At 32.9% G+C, this 19118-nt stretch carries 19 protein-coding genes; 7 read left to right on the top strand and 12 right to left on the bottom strand.

The features are described 5' to 3' along the window. Window positions 1-12: 12 nt before the first annotated feature. On the bottom strand, window positions 13-687 hold the full coding sequence (locus HMPREF2629_RS01645; RefSeq protein WP_070813102.1) for an N-acetylmannosamine-6-phosphate 2-epimerase: 675 nt from the start codon (window positions 685-687) through the stop codon (window positions 13-15). A 200-nt stretch (window positions 688-887) separates the two neighbouring features. Between HMPREF2629_RS01645 and HMPREF2629_RS01650 the strand changes: the two genes are divergently transcribed. Beyond that, on the top strand, window positions 888-1694 hold the full coding sequence (locus tag HMPREF2629_RS01650) for a MurR/RpiR family transcriptional regulator (RefSeq protein ID WP_049334876.1): 807 nt from the start codon (window positions 888-890) through the stop codon (window positions 1692-1694). 41 nt (window positions 1695-1735) lie between these two features. Here the strand turns inward: HMPREF2629_RS01650 and HMPREF2629_RS01655 are convergent, their stop codons facing one another. Further along, window positions 1736-2596 (bottom strand): ROK family protein, encoded by an 861-nt coding sequence (locus HMPREF2629_RS01655; RefSeq protein ID WP_070813103.1) that lies wholly within the window; start codon window positions 2594-2596, stop codon window positions 1736-1738. 229 nt (window positions 2597-2825) lie between these two features. On the opposite strand from HMPREF2629_RS01655, the gene HMPREF2629_RS01660 reads away from it, so the two are divergent. The 4 genes from HMPREF2629_RS01660 (at window position 2826) to HMPREF2629_RS01675 (ending at window position 6980) form a co-directional block, all read left to right on the top strand. Further along, entirely contained in the window at window positions 2826-3707 is an 882-nt protein-coding gene (locus tag HMPREF2629_RS01660) for an N-acetylneuraminate lyase (protein ID WP_017175530.1), read from the top strand. A 46-nt stretch (window positions 3708-3753) separates the two neighbouring features. Then, the gene (locus HMPREF2629_RS01665) at window positions 3754-5286 is read left to right on the top strand and encodes a sodium:solute symporter family protein (protein WP_070813104.1); all 1533 of its coding nucleotides are present in this window, start codon (window positions 3754-3756) and stop codon (window positions 5284-5286) included. Between the two features lie 107 nt (window positions 5287-5393). After that, window positions 5394-6221 carry a CPBP family intramembrane glutamic endopeptidase gene (locus HMPREF2629_RS01670; protein WP_069723683.1) on the top strand — a complete coding sequence of 276 codons (828 nt, stop codon included), beginning with the start codon at window positions 5394-5396 and terminating at the stop codon, window positions 6219-6221. Between the two features lie 72 nt (window positions 6222-6293). Further along, complete coding sequence (locus HMPREF2629_RS01675) at window positions 6294-6980, top strand: NDxxF motif lipoprotein (RefSeq protein ID WP_049434703.1); 687 nt, start codon at window positions 6294-6296, stop codon at window positions 6978-6980. Window positions 6981-7084: 104 nt separating this feature from the next. Here HMPREF2629_RS01675 and HMPREF2629_RS01680 read toward each other — a convergent pair whose 3' ends face one another. From HMPREF2629_RS01680 to pcp, 7 genes are all read right to left on the bottom strand, one after another. Further along, complete coding sequence (locus tag HMPREF2629_RS01680; protein ID WP_002449357.1) at window positions 7085-7888, bottom strand: CPBP family intramembrane glutamic endopeptidase; 804 nt, start codon at window positions 7886-7888, stop codon at window positions 7085-7087. Between the two features lie 154 nt (window positions 7889-8042). Next, entirely contained in the window at window positions 8043-8669 is a 627-nt protein-coding gene (locus HMPREF2629_RS01685; RefSeq protein ID WP_070813105.1) for an ATP-binding cassette domain-containing protein, read from the bottom strand. Further along, window positions 8656-9429 carry an ATP-binding cassette domain-containing protein gene (locus tag HMPREF2629_RS01690; protein WP_017175528.1) on the bottom strand — a complete coding sequence of 258 codons (774 nt, stop codon included), beginning with the start codon at window positions 9427-9429 and terminating at the stop codon, window positions 8656-8658. The genes HMPREF2629_RS01685 and HMPREF2629_RS01690 overlap by 14 nt, the downstream gene beginning before the upstream one ends. After that, the gene (locus tag HMPREF2629_RS01695; protein WP_002449346.1) at window positions 9396-10163 is read right to left on the bottom strand and encodes an ABC transporter permease; all 768 of its coding nucleotides are present in this window, start codon (window positions 10161-10163) and stop codon (window positions 9396-9398) included. Before HMPREF2629_RS01695 ends, HMPREF2629_RS01690 begins: the two co-directional genes overlap by 34 nt. Next, entirely contained in the window at window positions 10153-11112 is a 960-nt protein-coding gene (locus HMPREF2629_RS01700; RefSeq protein ID WP_002449445.1) for an ABC transporter permease, read from the bottom strand. Before HMPREF2629_RS01700 ends, HMPREF2629_RS01695 begins: the two co-directional genes overlap by 11 nt. After that, window positions 11105-12667 carry a nickel ABC transporter substrate-binding protein gene (locus HMPREF2629_RS01705; RefSeq protein WP_039984114.1) on the bottom strand — a complete coding sequence of 521 codons (1563 nt, stop codon included), beginning with the start codon at window positions 12665-12667 and terminating at the stop codon, window positions 11105-11107. The genes HMPREF2629_RS01700 and HMPREF2629_RS01705 overlap by 8 nt, the downstream gene beginning before the upstream one ends. A gap of 161 nt (window positions 12668-12828) precedes the next feature. Beyond that, window positions 12829-13467: a pyroglutamyl-peptidase I gene (pcp, locus tag HMPREF2629_RS01710; RefSeq protein ID WP_002454706.1), complete on the bottom strand. Its 639-nt coding sequence runs from the start codon at window positions 13465-13467 to the stop codon at window positions 12829-12831. A 182-nt stretch (window positions 13468-13649) separates the two neighbouring features. Here pcp and HMPREF2629_RS01715 point away from each other — a divergent pair, with 182 nt between their 5' ends. Then, the gene (locus HMPREF2629_RS01715; RefSeq protein ID WP_002449443.1) at window positions 13650-14423 is read left to right on the top strand and encodes an acetoin reductase; all 774 of its coding nucleotides are present in this window, start codon (window positions 13650-13652) and stop codon (window positions 14421-14423) included. Between the two features lie 85 nt (window positions 14424-14508). Here HMPREF2629_RS01715 and HMPREF2629_RS01720 read toward each other — a convergent pair whose 3' ends face one another. From HMPREF2629_RS01720 to HMPREF2629_RS01730, 3 genes are all read right to left on the bottom strand, one after another. Then, on the bottom strand, window positions 14509-15486 hold the full coding sequence (locus tag HMPREF2629_RS01720) for a choloylglycine hydrolase family protein (RefSeq protein ID WP_049415867.1): 978 nt from the start codon (window positions 15484-15486) through the stop codon (window positions 14509-14511). Window positions 15487-15505: 19 nt separating this feature from the next. Then, window positions 15506-16696 carry an MFS transporter gene (locus HMPREF2629_RS01725; RefSeq protein WP_049418086.1) on the bottom strand — a complete coding sequence of 397 codons (1191 nt, stop codon included), beginning with the start codon at window positions 16694-16696 and terminating at the stop codon, window positions 15506-15508. A 102-nt stretch (window positions 16697-16798) separates the two neighbouring features. Continuing rightward, on the bottom strand, window positions 16799-17761 hold the full coding sequence (locus tag HMPREF2629_RS01730) for an oxygen-dependent tRNA uridine(34) hydroxylase TrhO (protein ID WP_019834741.1): 963 nt from the start codon (window positions 17759-17761) through the stop codon (window positions 16799-16801). Between the two features lie 259 nt (window positions 17762-18020). Here HMPREF2629_RS01730 and HMPREF2629_RS01735 point away from each other — a divergent pair, with 259 nt between their 5' ends. Beyond that, entirely contained in the window at window positions 18021-19001 is a 981-nt protein-coding gene (locus tag HMPREF2629_RS01735) for an SMP-30/gluconolactonase/LRE family protein (RefSeq protein ID WP_049418084.1), read from the top strand. Window positions 19002-19118 lie beyond the last annotated feature (117 nt).

The following is a 19118-nucleotide window of genomic DNA, read 5'->3' on the forward strand; positions in this document are numbered from 1 at the left end:
GCCTCCATATGTTTATGAATGATTTTTTACTGCTTCAACAAATCGTTCGGTAATTTGTTTAGGTCGTGTAATCGCACCACCAACTACTGTACAATGAACACCAAGTTCGTTCACTTTTTTATACATGTCAGGTGTGATGACATTACCCTCTGCAATGACTTTTGTGTTTACTTGATTAAGTACTTCTTTTAAAAATTCAAAATCATTTTCATATAATATATGACCCTTTGTATAAGATGTATACCCTCTTAGAGTGGTTCCAATATAGTCAAAACCTAATTGATCTGCATAAATAGCTTCTTCAATCGTTGAGATATCAGCCATAATTTCAATATCAGGCGCTTTTTCTCTAATATATTTCACAAGTTCTTTAAGAGATTCTTTTGGACGTTTTTGTTTAGTAGCATCTAAAGCAATGACTTCACAACCGCTTTCAATGAGTTCATTTACCTCTTTTGAAGTTGCAGTTATAAATACACTTGAGTTAGTGTAATCTCGTTTAACAATTCCGATAACTGGTAAATTGATTTCCTTGCGAATAGCTACAATATCTTCTATAGAGTTAGCACGTATACCTACTGCACCGCCTTGATAAGCAGCTAAAGCCATTTTTGACATAATGAACGAAGAATGTAAAGGTTCTTCAGGTAAAGCTTGGCAAGAAACGATTAATCCTTGTGGTAACATATCATTCACTCCGTAACATTTATATTTATAAATAGAATATATCGAGTTTGTGGTTATTTATACAATACTGTTGAATTGATTTACTCATATCATAACATTGAGAAAATTATTATCAATTTAAAATTATAAATTGAAAAATATTTTCATTTATAATAAATTAGACATAAGTTATTTAATTGAGTAAAGAGGATGATTGTAAAATGAAATTTGAAAATAGAGTTCAGCGTTGTCGTCATTTATTAACAAAAACAGATAAACGAATTATAGAATATATACAAAAGCATCCACTTGATGATAGTTTCTCAACAATTAATTCATTGGCTTATGCAATTGAAACATCGCCAGCTACAATAACGCGTTTCAGTAACAAATTAAATTACGATAATTTTCAAGATATGAAGTTTAGTTTGCAACATGAAAAATCAGAGAAATCTGTAGAAAATGCACCATTAGTACAACTTATACATCGTTATCATCAAAATATCATTCAACAAACTGGAGAGTTTATTTCTGAGGAAAAAATTAAACGCTTAGCACATAATTTAAAAACATGTAGACAGGTGAATTTCGCAGGTTTAGGGAGTTCAGGTTTAACAGCAAGTGAATTTTATTATCGTGCCATGCGTATGGGGATAAAAGGTTTAGTATCCACAGATGCTCATCAAATGAAGATTTCTGCGTCATTATTATCATCGAATGATATGTTTGTAGCAATTTCAAATAGTGGTGAAACAAGTGAGCTTATCGATGCGGCTAAAATAGCACGAAATCAAGGCGCTTATGTTGTTGTAATTACTAATTTTGAAGGAAGCACAATTACTAAAAATGCAGATTTAGTGCTGATTACGTCTGCGCAGTCCAATAATAATGATTCAAGATTTATTAATTCACAGATTGCAACTCACTTTTTATTAGATCTTGTGAGTTACATTCTTCTTGGAGATCCTTACATGCATAAACTCTATCAACAAACACGTCAAGTTGTTCTAAACCATGGGAGCAAATAAATAAGAGGACTAGAATGCGTAGTCCTCCATGTTTATAACTACTATTGTATTGCACCGTACAAAGCTGCATTATTACCACTTCGAGTCGTCTGAAGACGTGCTATTCCATAATGAGGCGGAAGGTAATAATGAATTTTAGGCTTAATATATTTTAATAGTTTATCTTTTTGAGAAGAGATACCTCCACCAATCAAGATAAGTTCAGGATCATAGATAATTTGTAATTGAGCGATACCTTCAGCTACTGAATGGCTCCACTCTTCTAAAATATTGATTGCTACAGTGTCATTTTCTTCAGCTAATTCAAATAATTTTGGTACGTTAGTGTCATACTTAAAGTGATGTAATAGCATTAAATCTTTTAGCGCTGAAGTTGAAGCCCTTTGTTCAAATGTTTTGTCATCGGAAGAACGATAAAGCAAATAACCAATTTCATTTGCTCGATGACGTGCACCTTGATAGATTCCAATAGATTTATTATAAAATGCACCGCCAATTCCAGTTCCTAAAGTAAGACAAAAGATGTTATTTTCTTCATAATTATGCAAAGAAAGCTCCCCAAGTAATGCTGCATCTACATCGTTGTAAACAGTTATATTTGAGGACAATTCCTTGAAAACATTTAAAAAATTTGTGCCATCAAAATTTTGAATAGTTGGTCCAGTGTAAACAATTTCTCCACGAGTTGAATCTACAACGCCAGCACTTGAGATACCAATGTGAGGATTTTTAAGCTGATATTTTTTTATAAATGCATCAATGATTAAGTATATTTCGTTCGTTATTAAAATGTGAATATTGTCTGGAGTAGCAATTGTTTTATAATCAATAATGTTTAATTCATTGTTAATTACTGCAAGTTTTATATTAGTGCCCCCGATATCAACTGCAATTTTATACATATAAAAAACCTCCTTAGTTTTCTTTATAACTACTATAAATCATTTTTAGTACTCTAGTTTTAATTTGAAAATTATTTTCATCGAATTTAGAATTATTTGTTAATATTTTTCATATAGTATTGTATAAAAATATGATAGCGTTTACAATTCGAAATATAAATAGAATATATTGCTGTTGAATTAATAATAAAATTATAAAAAATTCAGATCATATATTGGAGGATTTCGAATGGAAGAACAATTAAAAGGATTATATGCAGCATTACTTGTCCCATTTGATGAAAATGGTCAAGTTAAAGAAGAAGGATTAAAACAAATCGCAAAGAATGCAATAGAAGTTGAACAATTAGACGGTTTATATGTAAATGGAAGTTCTGGAGAAAATTTCTTAATTAGTAAAGAACAAAAGAAACAAATCTTTAAAGTTGTAAAAGAAGCGGTTGGAAATGATGTGAAATTAATTGCTCAAGTAGGCTCACTAGATTTAAATGAGGCCATTGAACTTGGAAAGTATGCCACAGATTTAGGATATGACGCATTATCAGCAGTAACACCATTCTATTATCCGTTTTCTTTTGAAGAGATTAAGCAATATTACTTCGATATTATTGAAGCAACGCAAAATAAAATGATAATTTATGCCATCCCAGATTTGACTGGTGTAAATATTAGTATCAACCAATTTAAAGAATTGTTTAATAATGAAAAAATTGTAGGAGTAAAATATACTGCGCCAAATTTCTTCTTACTTGAAAGAATTAGAAAAGCATTTCCAGATAAGTTGATTTTGTCAGGATTTGATGAAATGTTAGTTCAAGCAGTTATTTCTGGAGTAGATGGTGCAATTGGTTCTACATATAATGTGAATGGTCGTCGTGCACGTCAAATTTATGACTTAGCTCGTGAAGGTAAAATTGAAGAAGCTTATAAAATTCAACACGATACTAATAATATTATTGAAACAGTTTTAAGCATGGGTATTTACCCTACTTTAAAAGAAATATTAAAAACACGAGGCATCGATGGTGGAGTACCTAAACGTCCATTTTCACCATTTAATGAAGCAAATCGTAAAGAATTAAATCAATTAATTGAAACTTATAGCTTGTAATTACGACACAATTTAAACGACAGAATATAAACAAGGGGTGATCCTTATGCAACATATAGGATTTGGGTTATGGAATTGGATAGCAGTTATCGTCTATCTTGTAGCAATGTTATTAGTAGGTGCCTATTTTACTAAACGTGCAAGCCAAGATACTGATAGTTTCTTTAAAGCAAGCGGACGTTTACCATCGTGGGCAATTGGCTTTTCTATTTATGCGACTACATTAAGTGCAATTACGTTTATGTCTACACCTGAAAAAGCTTTTTTAACTGATTGGGCCTATATAGCAGGAAATATTGCAATTGTAGCAATTATTCCAATATTAATTGCTTTTTATGTTCCATTCTTTAAAAAATTACATGTAACTTCAGCTTATGAATATTTAGAAGCACGATTTGGACCAAGTATACGTTTAATTGGATCATTATTATTTATTATTTTTCACTTAGGTCGTATCGCAATCGTTATTTATTTACCAACTTTAGCAATAACTGCTGTATCTGATATTAATCCATATCTTGTAGCAAGTTTAGTAGGTATTTTATGTATTTTATATACATTTTTAGGTGGGTTCGAAGGAGTCGTTTGGAGCGATTTTATCCAAGGTGTCATTTTACTTGGTGGAGCACTTCTTATCATTATCATCGGTGCTTTTGAAATAAAAGGTGGATTTGGCACAATTGTACATGATGCTATTGCGAATAAAAAAATTCTTAGCGTAGATAATTGGAAACTTAACTCAGCAGCAGCGGCGCTCCCAATTATTTTCCTAGGAAATATTTTTAATAATTTACATCAATATACAGCGAGCCAAGATGTAGTACAACGTTATCAAGCATCAGAATCTATGGAAGAAACCAAAAAATCACTATGGACAAATGGTGTCTTAGCACTAATTTCAGCGCCTATTTTCTATGGCATGGGTACGATGATGTATTCATTTTATCAGCATCAAGAAACATTGCCTAAAGGTTTTAATACATCATCAATTGTTCCATATTTTATTTTGACTGAAATGCCCCCATTTATTGGTGGATTACTTATTGCAGCAATATTCGCTGCAGCACAATCAACAATTTCATCGAGTTTAAATTCAATTTCAGCATGTACTTCTGAAGATATTAAACATCGCTTCTTTGGAAAAAGGGAGGATAAATCAGAAGTGAAATTTGCTCGATTAATTATTGTGATAGCAGGTTTATTAAGCTATGGTATTTCGATGTATTTAATTGCAGCAGATTCTAATAATTTATGGGATTTATTCTTACTTATTACTGGATTATTTGGTGTGCCGTTAGCTGGAATATTTGCAGTTGGGATATTCACAAGACGTGCAAATACATTTGGTGTCATTGTCGGACTATTTGCAGGAGTAATTATCGCTTATTTACTTCATGGAATAGGTGGAGGAAACTCACCATTTTACGTATCAATTATTTCATTTTTAGTTGCTTTTATTTTAGGTTATATCGTAAGCTTGCTTGTACCATCTAAAAATGTAAAAGATATTACTGGTTTAACGATTTACGACAAAAATAAAGCTTCTACATATATATCTAAAATAGCAAAAAGAAATTGATTTTTAATATTAAGAGAGTAGGAAAATGAATTCATTGTCAATTCAATCTTACTCTTTTTTCTATGCTATGATAAATTTATATACATCACTTATATTGGAGAATAACAATGAAAATAATAAAAATTATTGGTATGTTTCTTTTAGCGATAATCATTATGGGAATTTCTCAAATAATCTCGCTATTATTTGATATAATTATACCATTTTATGGAATCGGAACGATTTTATCGAGTATCACTTATATTTTACTTACATTTCTCGTCGTAAGATGGATAATTACTCATGTATTTAAAGAAACTCTATCTTCATATCGAATGACAAAACCTGTATTTCATCCGATTTATTTGATTTTAGGGATTGCATTACCGTGCGTAATATATGCGATTTATTTTATTTTTATACCGGGAGATTTTAAGGTACATCATTTTAATTCAATCAGTAAGACGATACACGACTTGAGTTACATTATTTTTATGCAAGCTGCAGCTGGTGCTATTGTCGAGGAAATGGTGTGTCGAGGTCTTTTAATGGGCTATATTGAAAAGAAAACAAACATTCGAATAGCAATCATCGTTACTTCACTGTTCTTTGGCGTCATTCATTTATTGAATGGTGCTCTAAATGTGACAAGTTTCTTTTTATTGTTAGTTAGTGGCACTTTAGTTGGTATGATGTTTGGTATAGCAACGTATCGATTTAACACCATTTGGGCGAGTATCACCTTGCATTTCTTTTGGAATGTCTTTCAAGTTGTTTATATCACTACAAAAGAAACTGACTATAACGTCTTTCAATATGTTTTACGTTTTAAAAATATGGTGCTTACAGGAGGACAGTTTGGTTTTGAAACATCTATCGTCTCTACGATAGGCTATATCATTGTGATTATTGTTCTGTTAATGTGCTGTACGCCATATAAAGGTAGCAACTTATAACACATTCAAAAGTAGTTGTAATTGTTTTATACTTAAAGTAAAGATAAATAAACGTAGTTAAGGAGAAAAGTTATGAAAAAGATAGTGGTAGTAACGCTTATTCTCATATTATCTATTGGCTTAGTGGGATGTCATCGATTGTCTAAAGAGGATAGTGACCCTTCGGACAAAGCGGATACACAAGAAGAACATTCAACAGAAGAAAATAAGAATTCTGATGATCAAGATATCAGTCTAGAACCAGATACAAAGATACCGGATCATGTTTTTGAAAAAACATCAGTACGACATACACAGATTTCTGAAAAAACGATTAAAAAAGATATTAAAACGTATATTAACATTGATAAAAAAATCAATGATACGATGAATACATATAAAATGAAATTATATTCCAATCAAAAGTTATCTAACACAGAAGCGAACAAATTAAAAAAGCTTGTTCAATTAGAGAATGAGAATGATACAAATTTTGCACAATACATTCAAAATAATCAGATGCCAAATAATGATTATGTGATCTATACTGATAAAATAAGTCGTTATATTTCAACAGCCAATCGCATAGAGCAAAAAAGTTTAGAAATCTCATTAAAATCGGATGATGATACATCTATTTTTAATGATATTGAGCAAGTGAATAAAGATCAAGACATTGTAAATGATCAAGAAAAACAAGATATTGCCAATTTCTTGGAAGATAAAAATATTAAAACTGAAACATTTAATGAGGATTCAAATCATATTGATATAGATTGATCGAATGAATTAAAAAAGGAGTGGACCGACGAATTCAAAATGAATTCCGTTCCACTCCTTTTTTGGCGAAATAGTTGTCGACTTCATTTAACAGGTATCCTTTTTTAGCTAAACATTGCGATAAAGTAACTCACAATAATCACAATACCCGTTACACCATTATGAATCATATGAACCATCATACTATCTCTAACGTTATGACGACGATGATAAGCGAGATAGAACACCATCCCCATTATGATATACATTAAGACCGCAACCCAATTTGAAATACCATGTTGGGAAGCAAAAATAAGTGAGGATAAAATAAATGGTAACCAGAAACTGCTACGTTTAAATAGCGTTTCTTTAAAGATACCTCGATAAATTAATTCTTCTAAATAGGGCGCTACAAACGTAAGGGTGAGTGCAAATACTATGACAGGAAACGCTTGTCCAAGTTGATCGGGAGAAGGTTTCGCGCCTTGAAAGTTACCCAGTAATGCCTTATCATTTTCTGTCTGTGCTTGACCTGTTATTGCCATCATTAGAAAACTCATTCCAATGACAATAACGCGAAGTAATAGTGCCCATCCGATATTAATCATAATATCTTTGCGTTTAAACGGTTTAATTGGCTCATATGTATGCCGTTGATAATAACGTCTAACCAGCCAAATAACGACAGCGGCTAACAGCATAAATAATAATGTTGCTAATGTTCCACTTGTAACATCCATTTTTGCAGAAAAATTAGTAATAAATAAAATAAGAACAATAGGAATCTGAGCAAGTAACATCCATCCTATAAAAATAAGAACATTTAAGAAGCGATTCCCTTTAGGATAATGTTCATCTTTTTTATGATAATGAGAGTCAAGATTTGAATCTGAATGCATACGTGTTTCTGTAATACCTTGTTGAGTCATGGTTGTATCACCTCTAATGTTTTTATTTGAACTACGTATACTGCAACTTGAACATAACATACTCTGATTTCAACCTACAACTTACTTTATAAAATATTTGAACTATTTATGAAAAGAGTGAGACAAAACTCGTTGTCCCACTCTTTATTTTGAATTAACCAATATTTAAATGTTTACCAGGTAAAGCTTTCAATAAATATGAATCATGTGTAATGATAATTAACTGTAAATGTTGAAATTCTCTTAACATTTGTAAGATGATATCTTCGTTCACCATATCTAAATTTGTTGTTGCTTCATCTAAAATCAAGACATCTGGTTCTACAAGCAAAGCTTTTGCTATCCATAGCCTTTGGAATTGGCCACCACTTAAAGTACTCACTTTTTTACCAAGTAATTGTGATTCTAACTTACATTGCGACATGACTTCTTTTATTCTGTCCTCATGTATAGCTTTAGGATAATGAAAATGAATTAAAGGTTGTTTTAATATCCAATGAACTGTTTTATTTGGATCAAGTGTACTCGAATGATATTGAGGCACATATTGGATATGTTTCATCCATTTGTGTTGTGAAATATGGCCAAGTTCTAAATCGTTATATATGAGTGTACCTTGATAATTTGAATCTAATCCTGCAATAATTTGAGCCAAAGTAGACTTTCCGCTTCCACTTACGCCATTTATCAATAAATGATCGTGTGTCTCTAATGTATAATTAAAATTTTTAAATATCTGTTTATTAGAAAAAGCTTTATTTAACTGTTTAATCTGTAACATATTGATATCTCCTATTAGCTAGTTCAATCAATTGCTTCGTGTAAGCATGCTGAGGATCACGTAAAATATCAGAAGCACGCCCTGTTTCTACAATGTTTCCGTTTAGCATGACACTGATATGTGTTGCATAGTTTAAGACTAAGTTTAAATCATGAGTTACAAATAGCACTGTCATATCATGTTCTGTCACTACATGATGCAGTAGAGCCATTAAACTATGACGATTGTGTTGATCTAGCGCACTAGTCGGTTCATCTGCAATTAAAAACTGTGCTTCTCTTACAATAGCCATGACAAGTGCAACTCGTTGTGCCATACCACCACTCAATTCAAAAGGATACTGATAATAAATGGATTCAGGTTGGTCCAATCCGAGATGTTTAAATTGACGTAATACAAATGCTTTTTGTTGATCACGTGTTAATGAAGATGACATAGAGTCAAACAATGCATCAAAGTGTCGCTTGATACGAACATTTTGGAAAAAATTACGATTCGCATCTTGGAACATTGCATCTGTTTGCGTTAAATCGAGATGAATCTCACCACGATAGGTTAAATCATCTTCTTTCATATTCAGTACAGTACGTGTAAGTAAAGATTTACCACTCCCACTTTCTCCAATTAAACAATGAAAGCTTCCTTTTTCAATCTTTAAATGTATCTGTTTAAGTAATGGTTCATGTTTGTGATAAACAGATACATCATTGATATAAAGGACTGTATCTAATGTAGGTGACGACGATTGAGTATTTGACATATGAGTGCGAACCCTCCTAATAAGACACCTGGAAAGATAAATAACCAGGGCGCAGAATAGAAATAACTTTTACCGTCATGTAAAATGGCGCCTAATTCAGGAATAGGGGGTTTTACTCCTAAACCAATAAAGGCGAGACCGGAAATACTTAACATTAACTTACCAAAATCTGCAGTAACAAGTGCCATAATGTCACTGATGAGATGTGGCACAATGTGATGTATTGTAACTTGGAACTTCGACATCCCACTAAGTGGCGCAAATTTAACGAACGGTTGTGTCATCGTGTCACGTGCTAAATTTCTGAAATACCGCAAATAGCGACCGAGCCAGCCGATGATGAGTGCAAGACATAATCCTACTACAGAATTATTAATAAAACCAAGGACGACAAGCGCGATAATGATAGCGGGTAAAGCGATTAACATATCTGCAAGTGCCATAATGATAGAATCTAACCATTTACCTACTATAGCTGAAATAAGACCAATGATCAGTCCAAGCACGATTGTCCCTATCATAATGAATGCAGTAAGACCAAGTGTAATCAAGCTACCTACAAATAGTCGTGTTAGAAAATCTCTACCCAAATCATCCGTACCAAGTAAATGATGTAAACTTGGGGGACGTAATGCTTGAGATTGATGAATTTGATTTGCTTTATCATATAGGGCATAAGCGAGTACAGCTAAAATGATTATTGCAATAGGCCATATGAAATGTTTAATCTTCATACGTTACTCGCCCTCCTAACGTTTTCGACATATTCAAACGAGGGTCACTTTTTTCTAGTAAAATATCACCCAGGAAATTCAATATCATAATGATTGTAATCATCATCATTAGAATACCTAGAATGAGTGGATAATCCCGAAGATTAATACTAATAATAAGCAATTTTCCTAACCCTGAAATACTAAAAATGACTTCTAAAATAATGACTCGACTGAATAAACGAATAAAATTATTAATTGTAATCGTAAGTAATGGCGCTAAGATGTCTTTAACTTGTACGTAAATACGATCTTTTAATTTAAACTGACGTAATGAGGCAAGTTGGTATGCTTCATTACGAAGTGTACGTTCAAATAGATGACTGCTGAGTAAAACCATATGACTCCCTTCAACTAAGACTAAAATAGCGATAGGTAGAATAAAGTATTCAAAGCTATAACTTCCAACAAATGGTAGAAGATGCCATTTCACACCGAAATAGTAAATAAAAATAATGGCTAACCAATATTCTGGTAGTGATGTCACCACTTGAGACGCACGTAATATGAATATAGACCACTTTTTCTTAGGATAATTCCCACAGAGATAGCCAATAATATAGCCAAGTGGAAATAAGATGATGGCTGAGATAAAAATAAGTTTCAAGGTAGGAGCAACGGCTTTAGCAATACGGTCAGTGACAGGCTCGCCGTTACTAAAGCTCGTGCCTAAATCGCCTGTAAATGCATGACCTAACCATTGTAAATAACGAATAGGCAATGCTTGGCTTAATCCAAGTTTATCTTGAGCCATCTTAATTCGTTCATCTGTGATTTGTGCGACACCATGTTCATGTAGATATTGAATCGCTGGATTTCCAGTTGTATGTTCAAGTAGCACAAATAAGATAAACGAAATAATAATGAAATATAATATAAGTTTAAGTAAATGTTTAATCATACTAATCATGATGAGATACCTTCAATTTATCGTAATTAATGGGTGCATCCGTTTGTCCTGAGAATTCGAATTGCTTAATTTTAGGACTTGTAACAAACACTTCGTTTGGATAAGCAATTGGCACTTCAAGATACTGTTGATTGATGCGATGTGAGATGTGATTAAATGCACGTTGTTGATCATCCTTATTGGTAATGGTTGAGAAGCGGTTAAGCATTGTTGTTAGCTGAACATCGTTTGCGAACATACCGGGCTTATCTCCGTCTTGCTTAAAGCGTGCATTTAAAAAGTTATATGGCATGAGCGCATTCGTATAAGAACGATAGAAAATAAGATCATAATCTTTTCGGATAGTGAGTGTTTCATAATACGTTTGGGCATCTAAAACGTTAATATCCAAATGAATACCTACGTTTTTCAAATCTTGTTGCATAATTTCTGCTTTTGTTTTCCATTCAGGAAATTCATCAGTTTGGAGCGCTAATTTTAAAGAAAGGTCACGTCCATTTTTTTCAAAGTAGCCCCGATCATTTTTTTTATAGCCTAATTGTTCTAATAAGCGTGTCGCTTGAGTAGGATTATATGAATGGGTGTGTTGATTTGTATCATTCACGAATTCTACGCCGTCTTGGAATAATCCTTTAAGCTGCTTATTTGATGATAAGTGATCAGTATTAATCGCTTTACTGATTGCTTCGCGCATCTTTTTATTTTGAAGTAATGAGACCTCTGGATTAAAGGCCATGAACTGTGTTTCTGTACTTGGATATTGTTTTACCTTTAAATCTTGATTACGGTATGATTCCTTGATTTGTTGAGGAGTCAAATGTCCTAGTGAACCCCCTGTAATATCAATAGAATGACTTTCCATTGCAAGATGTCTCGAATCGCTATCTTCAATTGTTTGAAAAATTAAATCGTAATCCAATGGATGATGGTTGTGATAATAAGGATTCGGTTTAAAAGTCACAGTCTCATTTGTTGAATCTGCTACTTTGAATGGTCCTGTACCAATCGCTTTTTCAAATTTTCCAGTGGTTTTACCATCTTTTACCGCATGTGGACTCATGATACGTAGCGGACGTATTTGTGATAATTCATTTAATACTTGATTTGATGGCATTTTCAAATGAATATCTACAGTATAGTTATCTTTAATAGTAACCGACTTCAGTTTATCTAATGTTTCCATAGGATTCGTTTTATCTGTCGCTTTCGCACGTTCAATTGAAAATTTGACTGCTTTCGCATCAAAGTTCGAACCATCATTAAATTTAATATGGTGTTTTAAGTGAAACGTATAATCTTTTCCGTTATTAGAGACTTTCCAAGATTTAGCCAAACCAGGCTCAATCTTTCCATTTTCTCCATATGTAACAAGAGGTTGGTATATTGCACTGTAGACAGGCATCGGAACATCAAACGCTTGTGCATCTAACTGGCTCGGGTTAAATTCTCGTGCAAGAGATACTTTCACCTCTTTGTGTTGATGATGATCATGTGTACATCCAGTTAATAGGAGAGACGCACACATCATGAATGACAAAAGCAGATGCTTTCTCAAATTTAAAACCTCTTTCAATTTATATTTGTCACTTATTAATAATACACGGTAATATTTATTTTGAAAATAAAAAACGTCTACAAAATTATATATTTTGTAGACAAAAAGAATCGTTTTAATTATAGAATTTGTATCTTATATATCACTAATTATCTTATTTTCTAATGTGTTTCTCCTAAAGCTACTTTAACATCAGGGAGGTCTGAAATCGCATTGATTGCTGCTGTAATTCCTTTTGTAATCGTATCTAAAGACAGCGAAGGTGTATTAGGTTTATCTATGACTTGTTCTGGAATAAAGGGAACATGGATAAAGCCAAATAGTAAGTTAGGATAAAACTTATCTGCAAGGTAGCCTAATTGATAAAGTACATGATTGCAGACAAATGTGCCTGCGGTATTCGATAAACTTGCTGGAACACCCGCTTTTTTAATCGCTTCTGTCATTGATTTTATAGGAAGATTTGAAAAGTAGGCTGGTGCACCATCTGGATGAATGGCAACATCAATGGGTTGATTTCCTTTATTATCCGCAATACGTGCATCATCAATATTAATGCCTACACGTTCAGGTGTAATATTAAAACGTCCCCCTGCTTGTCCAATCGATAATACCACGTCGTAATGATGATGTTCTAATTCATGTTGAATCACATCTTTTGATTTGTGAAATACAGTTGGGATTTCTAATGTTGTAATGGTATGTGCCCCAATAGTAGGGTCCAGTTGTCTAACCGCTTCTAATGCCGGATTTACCTTTTCTCCGCCAAACGGATCAAATGCAGTAACTAAAATATTCATAAGAAAACCTCTCCTTTAATTTTTTACAGTTTAATACGTAAGGTATAAACACTTATTTACATCATTAAACAGATGATGATATAAGGCAACGTAAAAGATATATGAACAGTTTGTGAATTATTTAAAATTAAGAATAAAATTAAACTAGAAGGGTAAAATAATTATGTAAAAGGAGTGGTATTATGACAAAAACAGCAGTCATTACAGGTTCAGCAGCAGGATTAGGAAAAGGAATTGCTCAACGTTTAGCCAATGATGGATTTAATATTGTGATTCAAGATATTAATCAAAAAGCTCTAGAAAAAACAGAACAAGAATTTAAAGAGAATGGATATAACGTGGTAGCATTTCATAGTGATGTTTCTAAGAAAAAAGAGCAAGAAGAATTAGTTCAATTTGCAGTGGCAGAATTTGGTCAAATTGATGTATTTGTAAATAATGCTGGTGTAGATGCGGTATCACCTATTTTAGATATTACAGAAGATGAATTGGATAAATTATTCCATATAAATGTATATGGCACGTTATTTGGAATTCAAGCGGCAGCAAAACAGTTTATTAAGCAAAATAGTAAAGGTAAAATCATTAACGCATGCAGTATTGCAGGACATGAATCTTATGAGGTATTAGGTACATACTGTGCTACTAAACATTCAGTACGTTCTCTCACTCAAACTGCAGCGAAAGAATTAGCTGAAAAAGGTATTACGGTGAATGCTTATTGTCCTGGAGTTGCTAAAACTGAAATGTGGGATCGTATTGATGCTGAAATGGTTAAACTAGACAGTAATCTAAAACCAGGTGAAGCATTTGAACAGTTCTCATCAGCAATTAAACTTGGACGTTATCAAGAACCACAAGATGTGGCTTCTTTAGTGTCATTCTTAGCATCATCAGATTCAGATTATATTACTGGACAAGCCATTTTAACTGATGGTGGACTAGTTTATAGATAAAATAAAGAATGATAAAAGTGAAAAAATAACAAGCCTCTCTTACAATTTAATGTAAGAGAGGTACTTTATTAGATTTAAAAATATGTTAGTCATTCACTTTTTCAGTATATAACCCTTTATTCTTTCTCGAAAAGACTACCAAATCGTCACGATTTATTAAGTCATCGGTAAGTTGTAATTCTGTAATGGTATTCGAGTCATAATATTTAATATAGAGTGTTTTTGTCGTTAAATTAAAAACAGTTTGATATAACGTATAATAAAATCCATTGTCTGAAGGGCGAACAGCGCCTTTTGGTACACTCACATGGTCTAAAATTCTAAATGCATCTAAGATAGGATGGTCATCGCTATTTGGTAATAAGTGATGAACAAGATAAGCTGCTCGAACAAAACGTTCGCCAGATGTATACCCTCCAGGTAAACCGAATGTGCCATTCGTATTCCCTAAGTTCAATTGTTTTGAAAATGTATTGTCAATGTTATATGGTGTCACATGCATATAGTGTTTCAAATTTTCATAATGCCAATTTAAATCTGGGTTATTTGTGAGTACGCCAATTGGATTATCAATCACGACGATACGTCCTTCAACAAATGTCACTTCCACAGTGCGCCCTGTCGCATCAGATAAATGATAATGTAATGGAGGAACTTCGTTAATATCACTATATGAATAGGCTACAACGTTAACTTGTTTCGCATTTTCAATAAGTTCTTCAATAGTTCTGTTATAGCCGAGCGCCCACACAAGGACTTCTGTTTGCGAAATATTGATATAGCCTTCACGAATGTCTGTCGCATATGACGCATATCCACGATCGTATTGATTTGACATGGCAAGTCCATGTTCATTGACGCCATCTCCAAAAACAAATCCCTCCATATCAGAACCAGCACCTGCAAAGGCATACAACGTTTCCCCTTCATAGTCGACATGCGATTTAAAGGAGTATCCTCGAGGTTGAACTGCAGGAAACCCGTTCAAAGGATAATCGTAATCCATCGTTCTTCCAAAAATAACATCTCCATTGCTGGCTTGAAATGTAATGCCTGTACACATATCGTCGTCTCCTCGTAAATTAATTTTTAATTGCTGTTTTAAAATATAAACCTAAAACAAATGTTAACACATAAGCAACGCTACTAATTACATATGCCCACATCACTCCTTGATTATCTACAACAAGAGAAATACCTAAAGTACCAAGTGAGAAAAATATACTGCTTAATAAATTATTCAGTATATAGGTGGATGTTAGGGCTTCTTTTGGTACTTCACGTTGTACAACTGAGTTTAAAGAAATATAGCGTGAATCTTCGAAAATTCCCATTAATAATGACATGAGTAAAGCAAGTAACACAGATTGATGTAGGATAAAGCTGGCATTAATAAAAGCTAATATGAGCGGAATATAAATAATAATAGGGTAACTTATTTTTGTGAAAAATTGATCTTTATCATTCATCCATAACCCAGCAATAATTGTCCCACTAAAGAAAGCAGCATTGATGAGTCCAAACCAAAAATCATCGACATGTAAAAATGTTCTCGTATATGTAAGAATAATTGCAGCAACCCAAATGGACGTTGCGACAGATTCGAAAATTATAGATAGATTTAGATATAAACTCAGTTTATTGGAATAGTTATGACGTAATACAGTTTTAAAGCTATTTAATATATTTTCTTTTTCATTATTATAAATATGCCGTTCTGAAAGTTGAATAATAAAGAAGTAGGATAGGATTTCTAGTACAAGCGCAAATAAAAATAAATATTTAGCGCCAATCAGACTCATCAGAAATCCACCTAATGCCCATGTCGACAATTGAACCATACTACTCATCATATTCATTAAAGCGTTCGCCGAAGTTATGTATTCTTTCTTTTCAATAAAAGGAATCATCGCGTTCTTAATTGGATTGGTAAATCCATCAAATAGAGCATTTATAAATAGTAGAATAAAAATAAATATTGGAGATTCCTCGAATATAAGTAGACTTGCGATGATGGATAGACTCACAAGTTTAAGCCCTTGGAAAATCCATAATACTTGTTTTTGAGTAAAATACTGATAAATATAATTTGAAATAAAGCTACTAACAAAGAGACCGGAAGTAAAAATAATTGGAATCATAGAAGCGGCAGTCGTTTTTGAGGTCATACTATATACTATCGAAATTAAGCCGACAACGGTTAACACGTCTCCAGTATTTGCGAATAGCTGACTATAAAAAAGATGGAAGTAATCTTTACTGTGCTTCTTCATAACAATCACCTTAGGTAAGTTTCAATTTAAGTTATTATAGCACAGTAATTATGTAAAAGTACCCTTTAAAAGTAGGTTGATACTTATAAAGGGTACATGTCATTATGCGTGAATATGTTCAGGAACATCTTTAAAGTTTTCTAAACGACGATTCCATTCCTCATCACTAATATGGTGTTTTGCAACGTAGCGATTACGTTCATGTTTGGCACAGTCATATGAACATGCGCCAAGATATTTTGCTTCATTTTTTTCGGATACTAAAATTTGTTTATTACATTCTGGATTTGCACAGTTAATATAACGTTCGCATGGAGTGCCATCAAAGTGTTCTTTACCAATCACTGTTTTATCTACATGGTTCACATCGACACTAATACGTTCATCGAAGACGTACATTTTGCCATCCCAGTACTCACCTTTTGTTTCTGGGTCTTTACCATACGTAGCAATACCGCCATGTAATTGTCCTACATTTTCAAAGCCTTCTTTTACAAGCCAGCCTGAGAATTTTTCACAACGGATGCCACCCGTACAATACGTCACAATGTTTTTACCATCTAATTTTTCTTTATTTTCACGAATCCAATCTGGTAAATCTCTGAAGCGTGTAATATCTGGGCGAATGGCGCCGCGGAAATGACCTAAGTCAAATTCATAATCATTACGTGCATCTAAAATAACAGTATCGTCATCTTCTAATGCAGCTTTAAACTCACTAGGTGAGTAATATTTACCAGTTGTCACACGTGGATCTACATCATCTTCTAAACCTAAAGCAACAATTTCTTTTCTAGGACGTACGTGCATTTTTTTGAATGCATGCCCCTCAGCTTCATCAATTTTGAAAGTCATATCTTTAAAACGTTCATCTGCATGCATATGTTCAATATATTGATCTGTATCTTCTTTTGTACCAGATAATGTACCGTTGATACCTTCTGTAGATACTAAGATTCTACCTTTTAAGTTATGCTCTTTACAAAATGCTAAATGTTCGGTAGCAAATGTGTCAGGGTCATCAATTGTTGTATATTTGTAATACAATAACACTCTATAATCCATTTTCTGATTCTCCTCTAAAAGTTAATTTATCTGTATGTTAAACGTATCTAAATTGTTATTTATATAAAAATCGACATTATAATATTTTAACAAAATTATAACTTCTTTCAATATTTGCGCTCATAAATCAGTCAATTGACCTATACAAGGAGAATCATTTTACTTATTGAAATCGATTACATATAGTAAGCTTAAGTTTAGAATGTTTCAAGCGTATAATAAACTATGTAAATGAATGACATAAGGAGGCTTATTTAATATGTTGGATAATAAATTACCTAAATTAACGTATAGTGGTAAATCTAAAAGTGTGGTTCCTATTGTTTCTGAAAGTGAATTACAAACAGTTACAGCTGAACCATGGTTAAAAATTTCAGATGAAGGACTTCAACTTGAAGGACTTATTTTTGATAGAGCACATAACTTATTTTTATGTGAAGTATTTGGTGGAAAGATTTTTAAAGTTAATCTGCCAAGTAAAGATATTTCTGTAGCGTTTCAATCAGAAAAACAAAATCCAGCCGCAGTAAAAATTCATAAAGATGGACGACTGTTTACATGTTACTTAGGTGACTTTGAATCTACAGGTGGTATTTTCGCAACAGATGAACATGGAGAACACTTTGAAGACATTATTTCAGACATCAATACAGATTATTGTATTGATGATATGGTATTTGATAGTAAAGGTGGTTTTTATTTCACCGACTTTAGAGGGTATTCAACGAATCCTAAAGGTGGCGTCTACTACGTTTCTCCTGATTTTAAAACGGTGACACCCGTGATACAAAATATTTCTGTTGCTAATGGTATCGCACTTAGTACCGATGAAAAAGTACTGTGGATAACTGAAACAACGACGAATCGACTTCACCGTATTCAATTAGAAGATGATGGTGTGACTATTGCACCGTTTGGAGCAACCATACCGTATTATTTCACTGGTCATGAAGGACCTGATTCTGTTTGTATTGATAGTGATGACAACTTATATGTTGCAATGTATGGACAGGGTCGTGTTCTGGTCTTTAATAAGAGAGGGTATCCTATTGGTCAAATCTTGATGCCAGGTCGTGATGAAGGGAAAATGTTGCGTTCTACACATCCACAATTTATTCCAGGTACAAATCAATTGTTAATATGTACCAATGATATTGAGAATAATTCAGAAGGTGGATCAATGATTTATACAGTTGAGGGATTCGCTAAAGGACATGAAAGCTATCAATTTCAATCGTAAATAGCTATAAATTACAATTAAAAACATCCTTACTTATCGTAGTGAGGGTGTTTTTGAATTGTATTATTGTGGATAGGATTTTAATTAAAAAAAAGATAAGTATCATGTGAAACATAA

Origin of the sequence: Staphylococcus sp. HMSC034C12 (assembly GCF_001835895.1) — a bacterium.
Taxonomy (GTDB): Bacteria; Bacillota; Bacilli; order Staphylococcales; family Staphylococcaceae; genus Staphylococcus; species Staphylococcus hominis.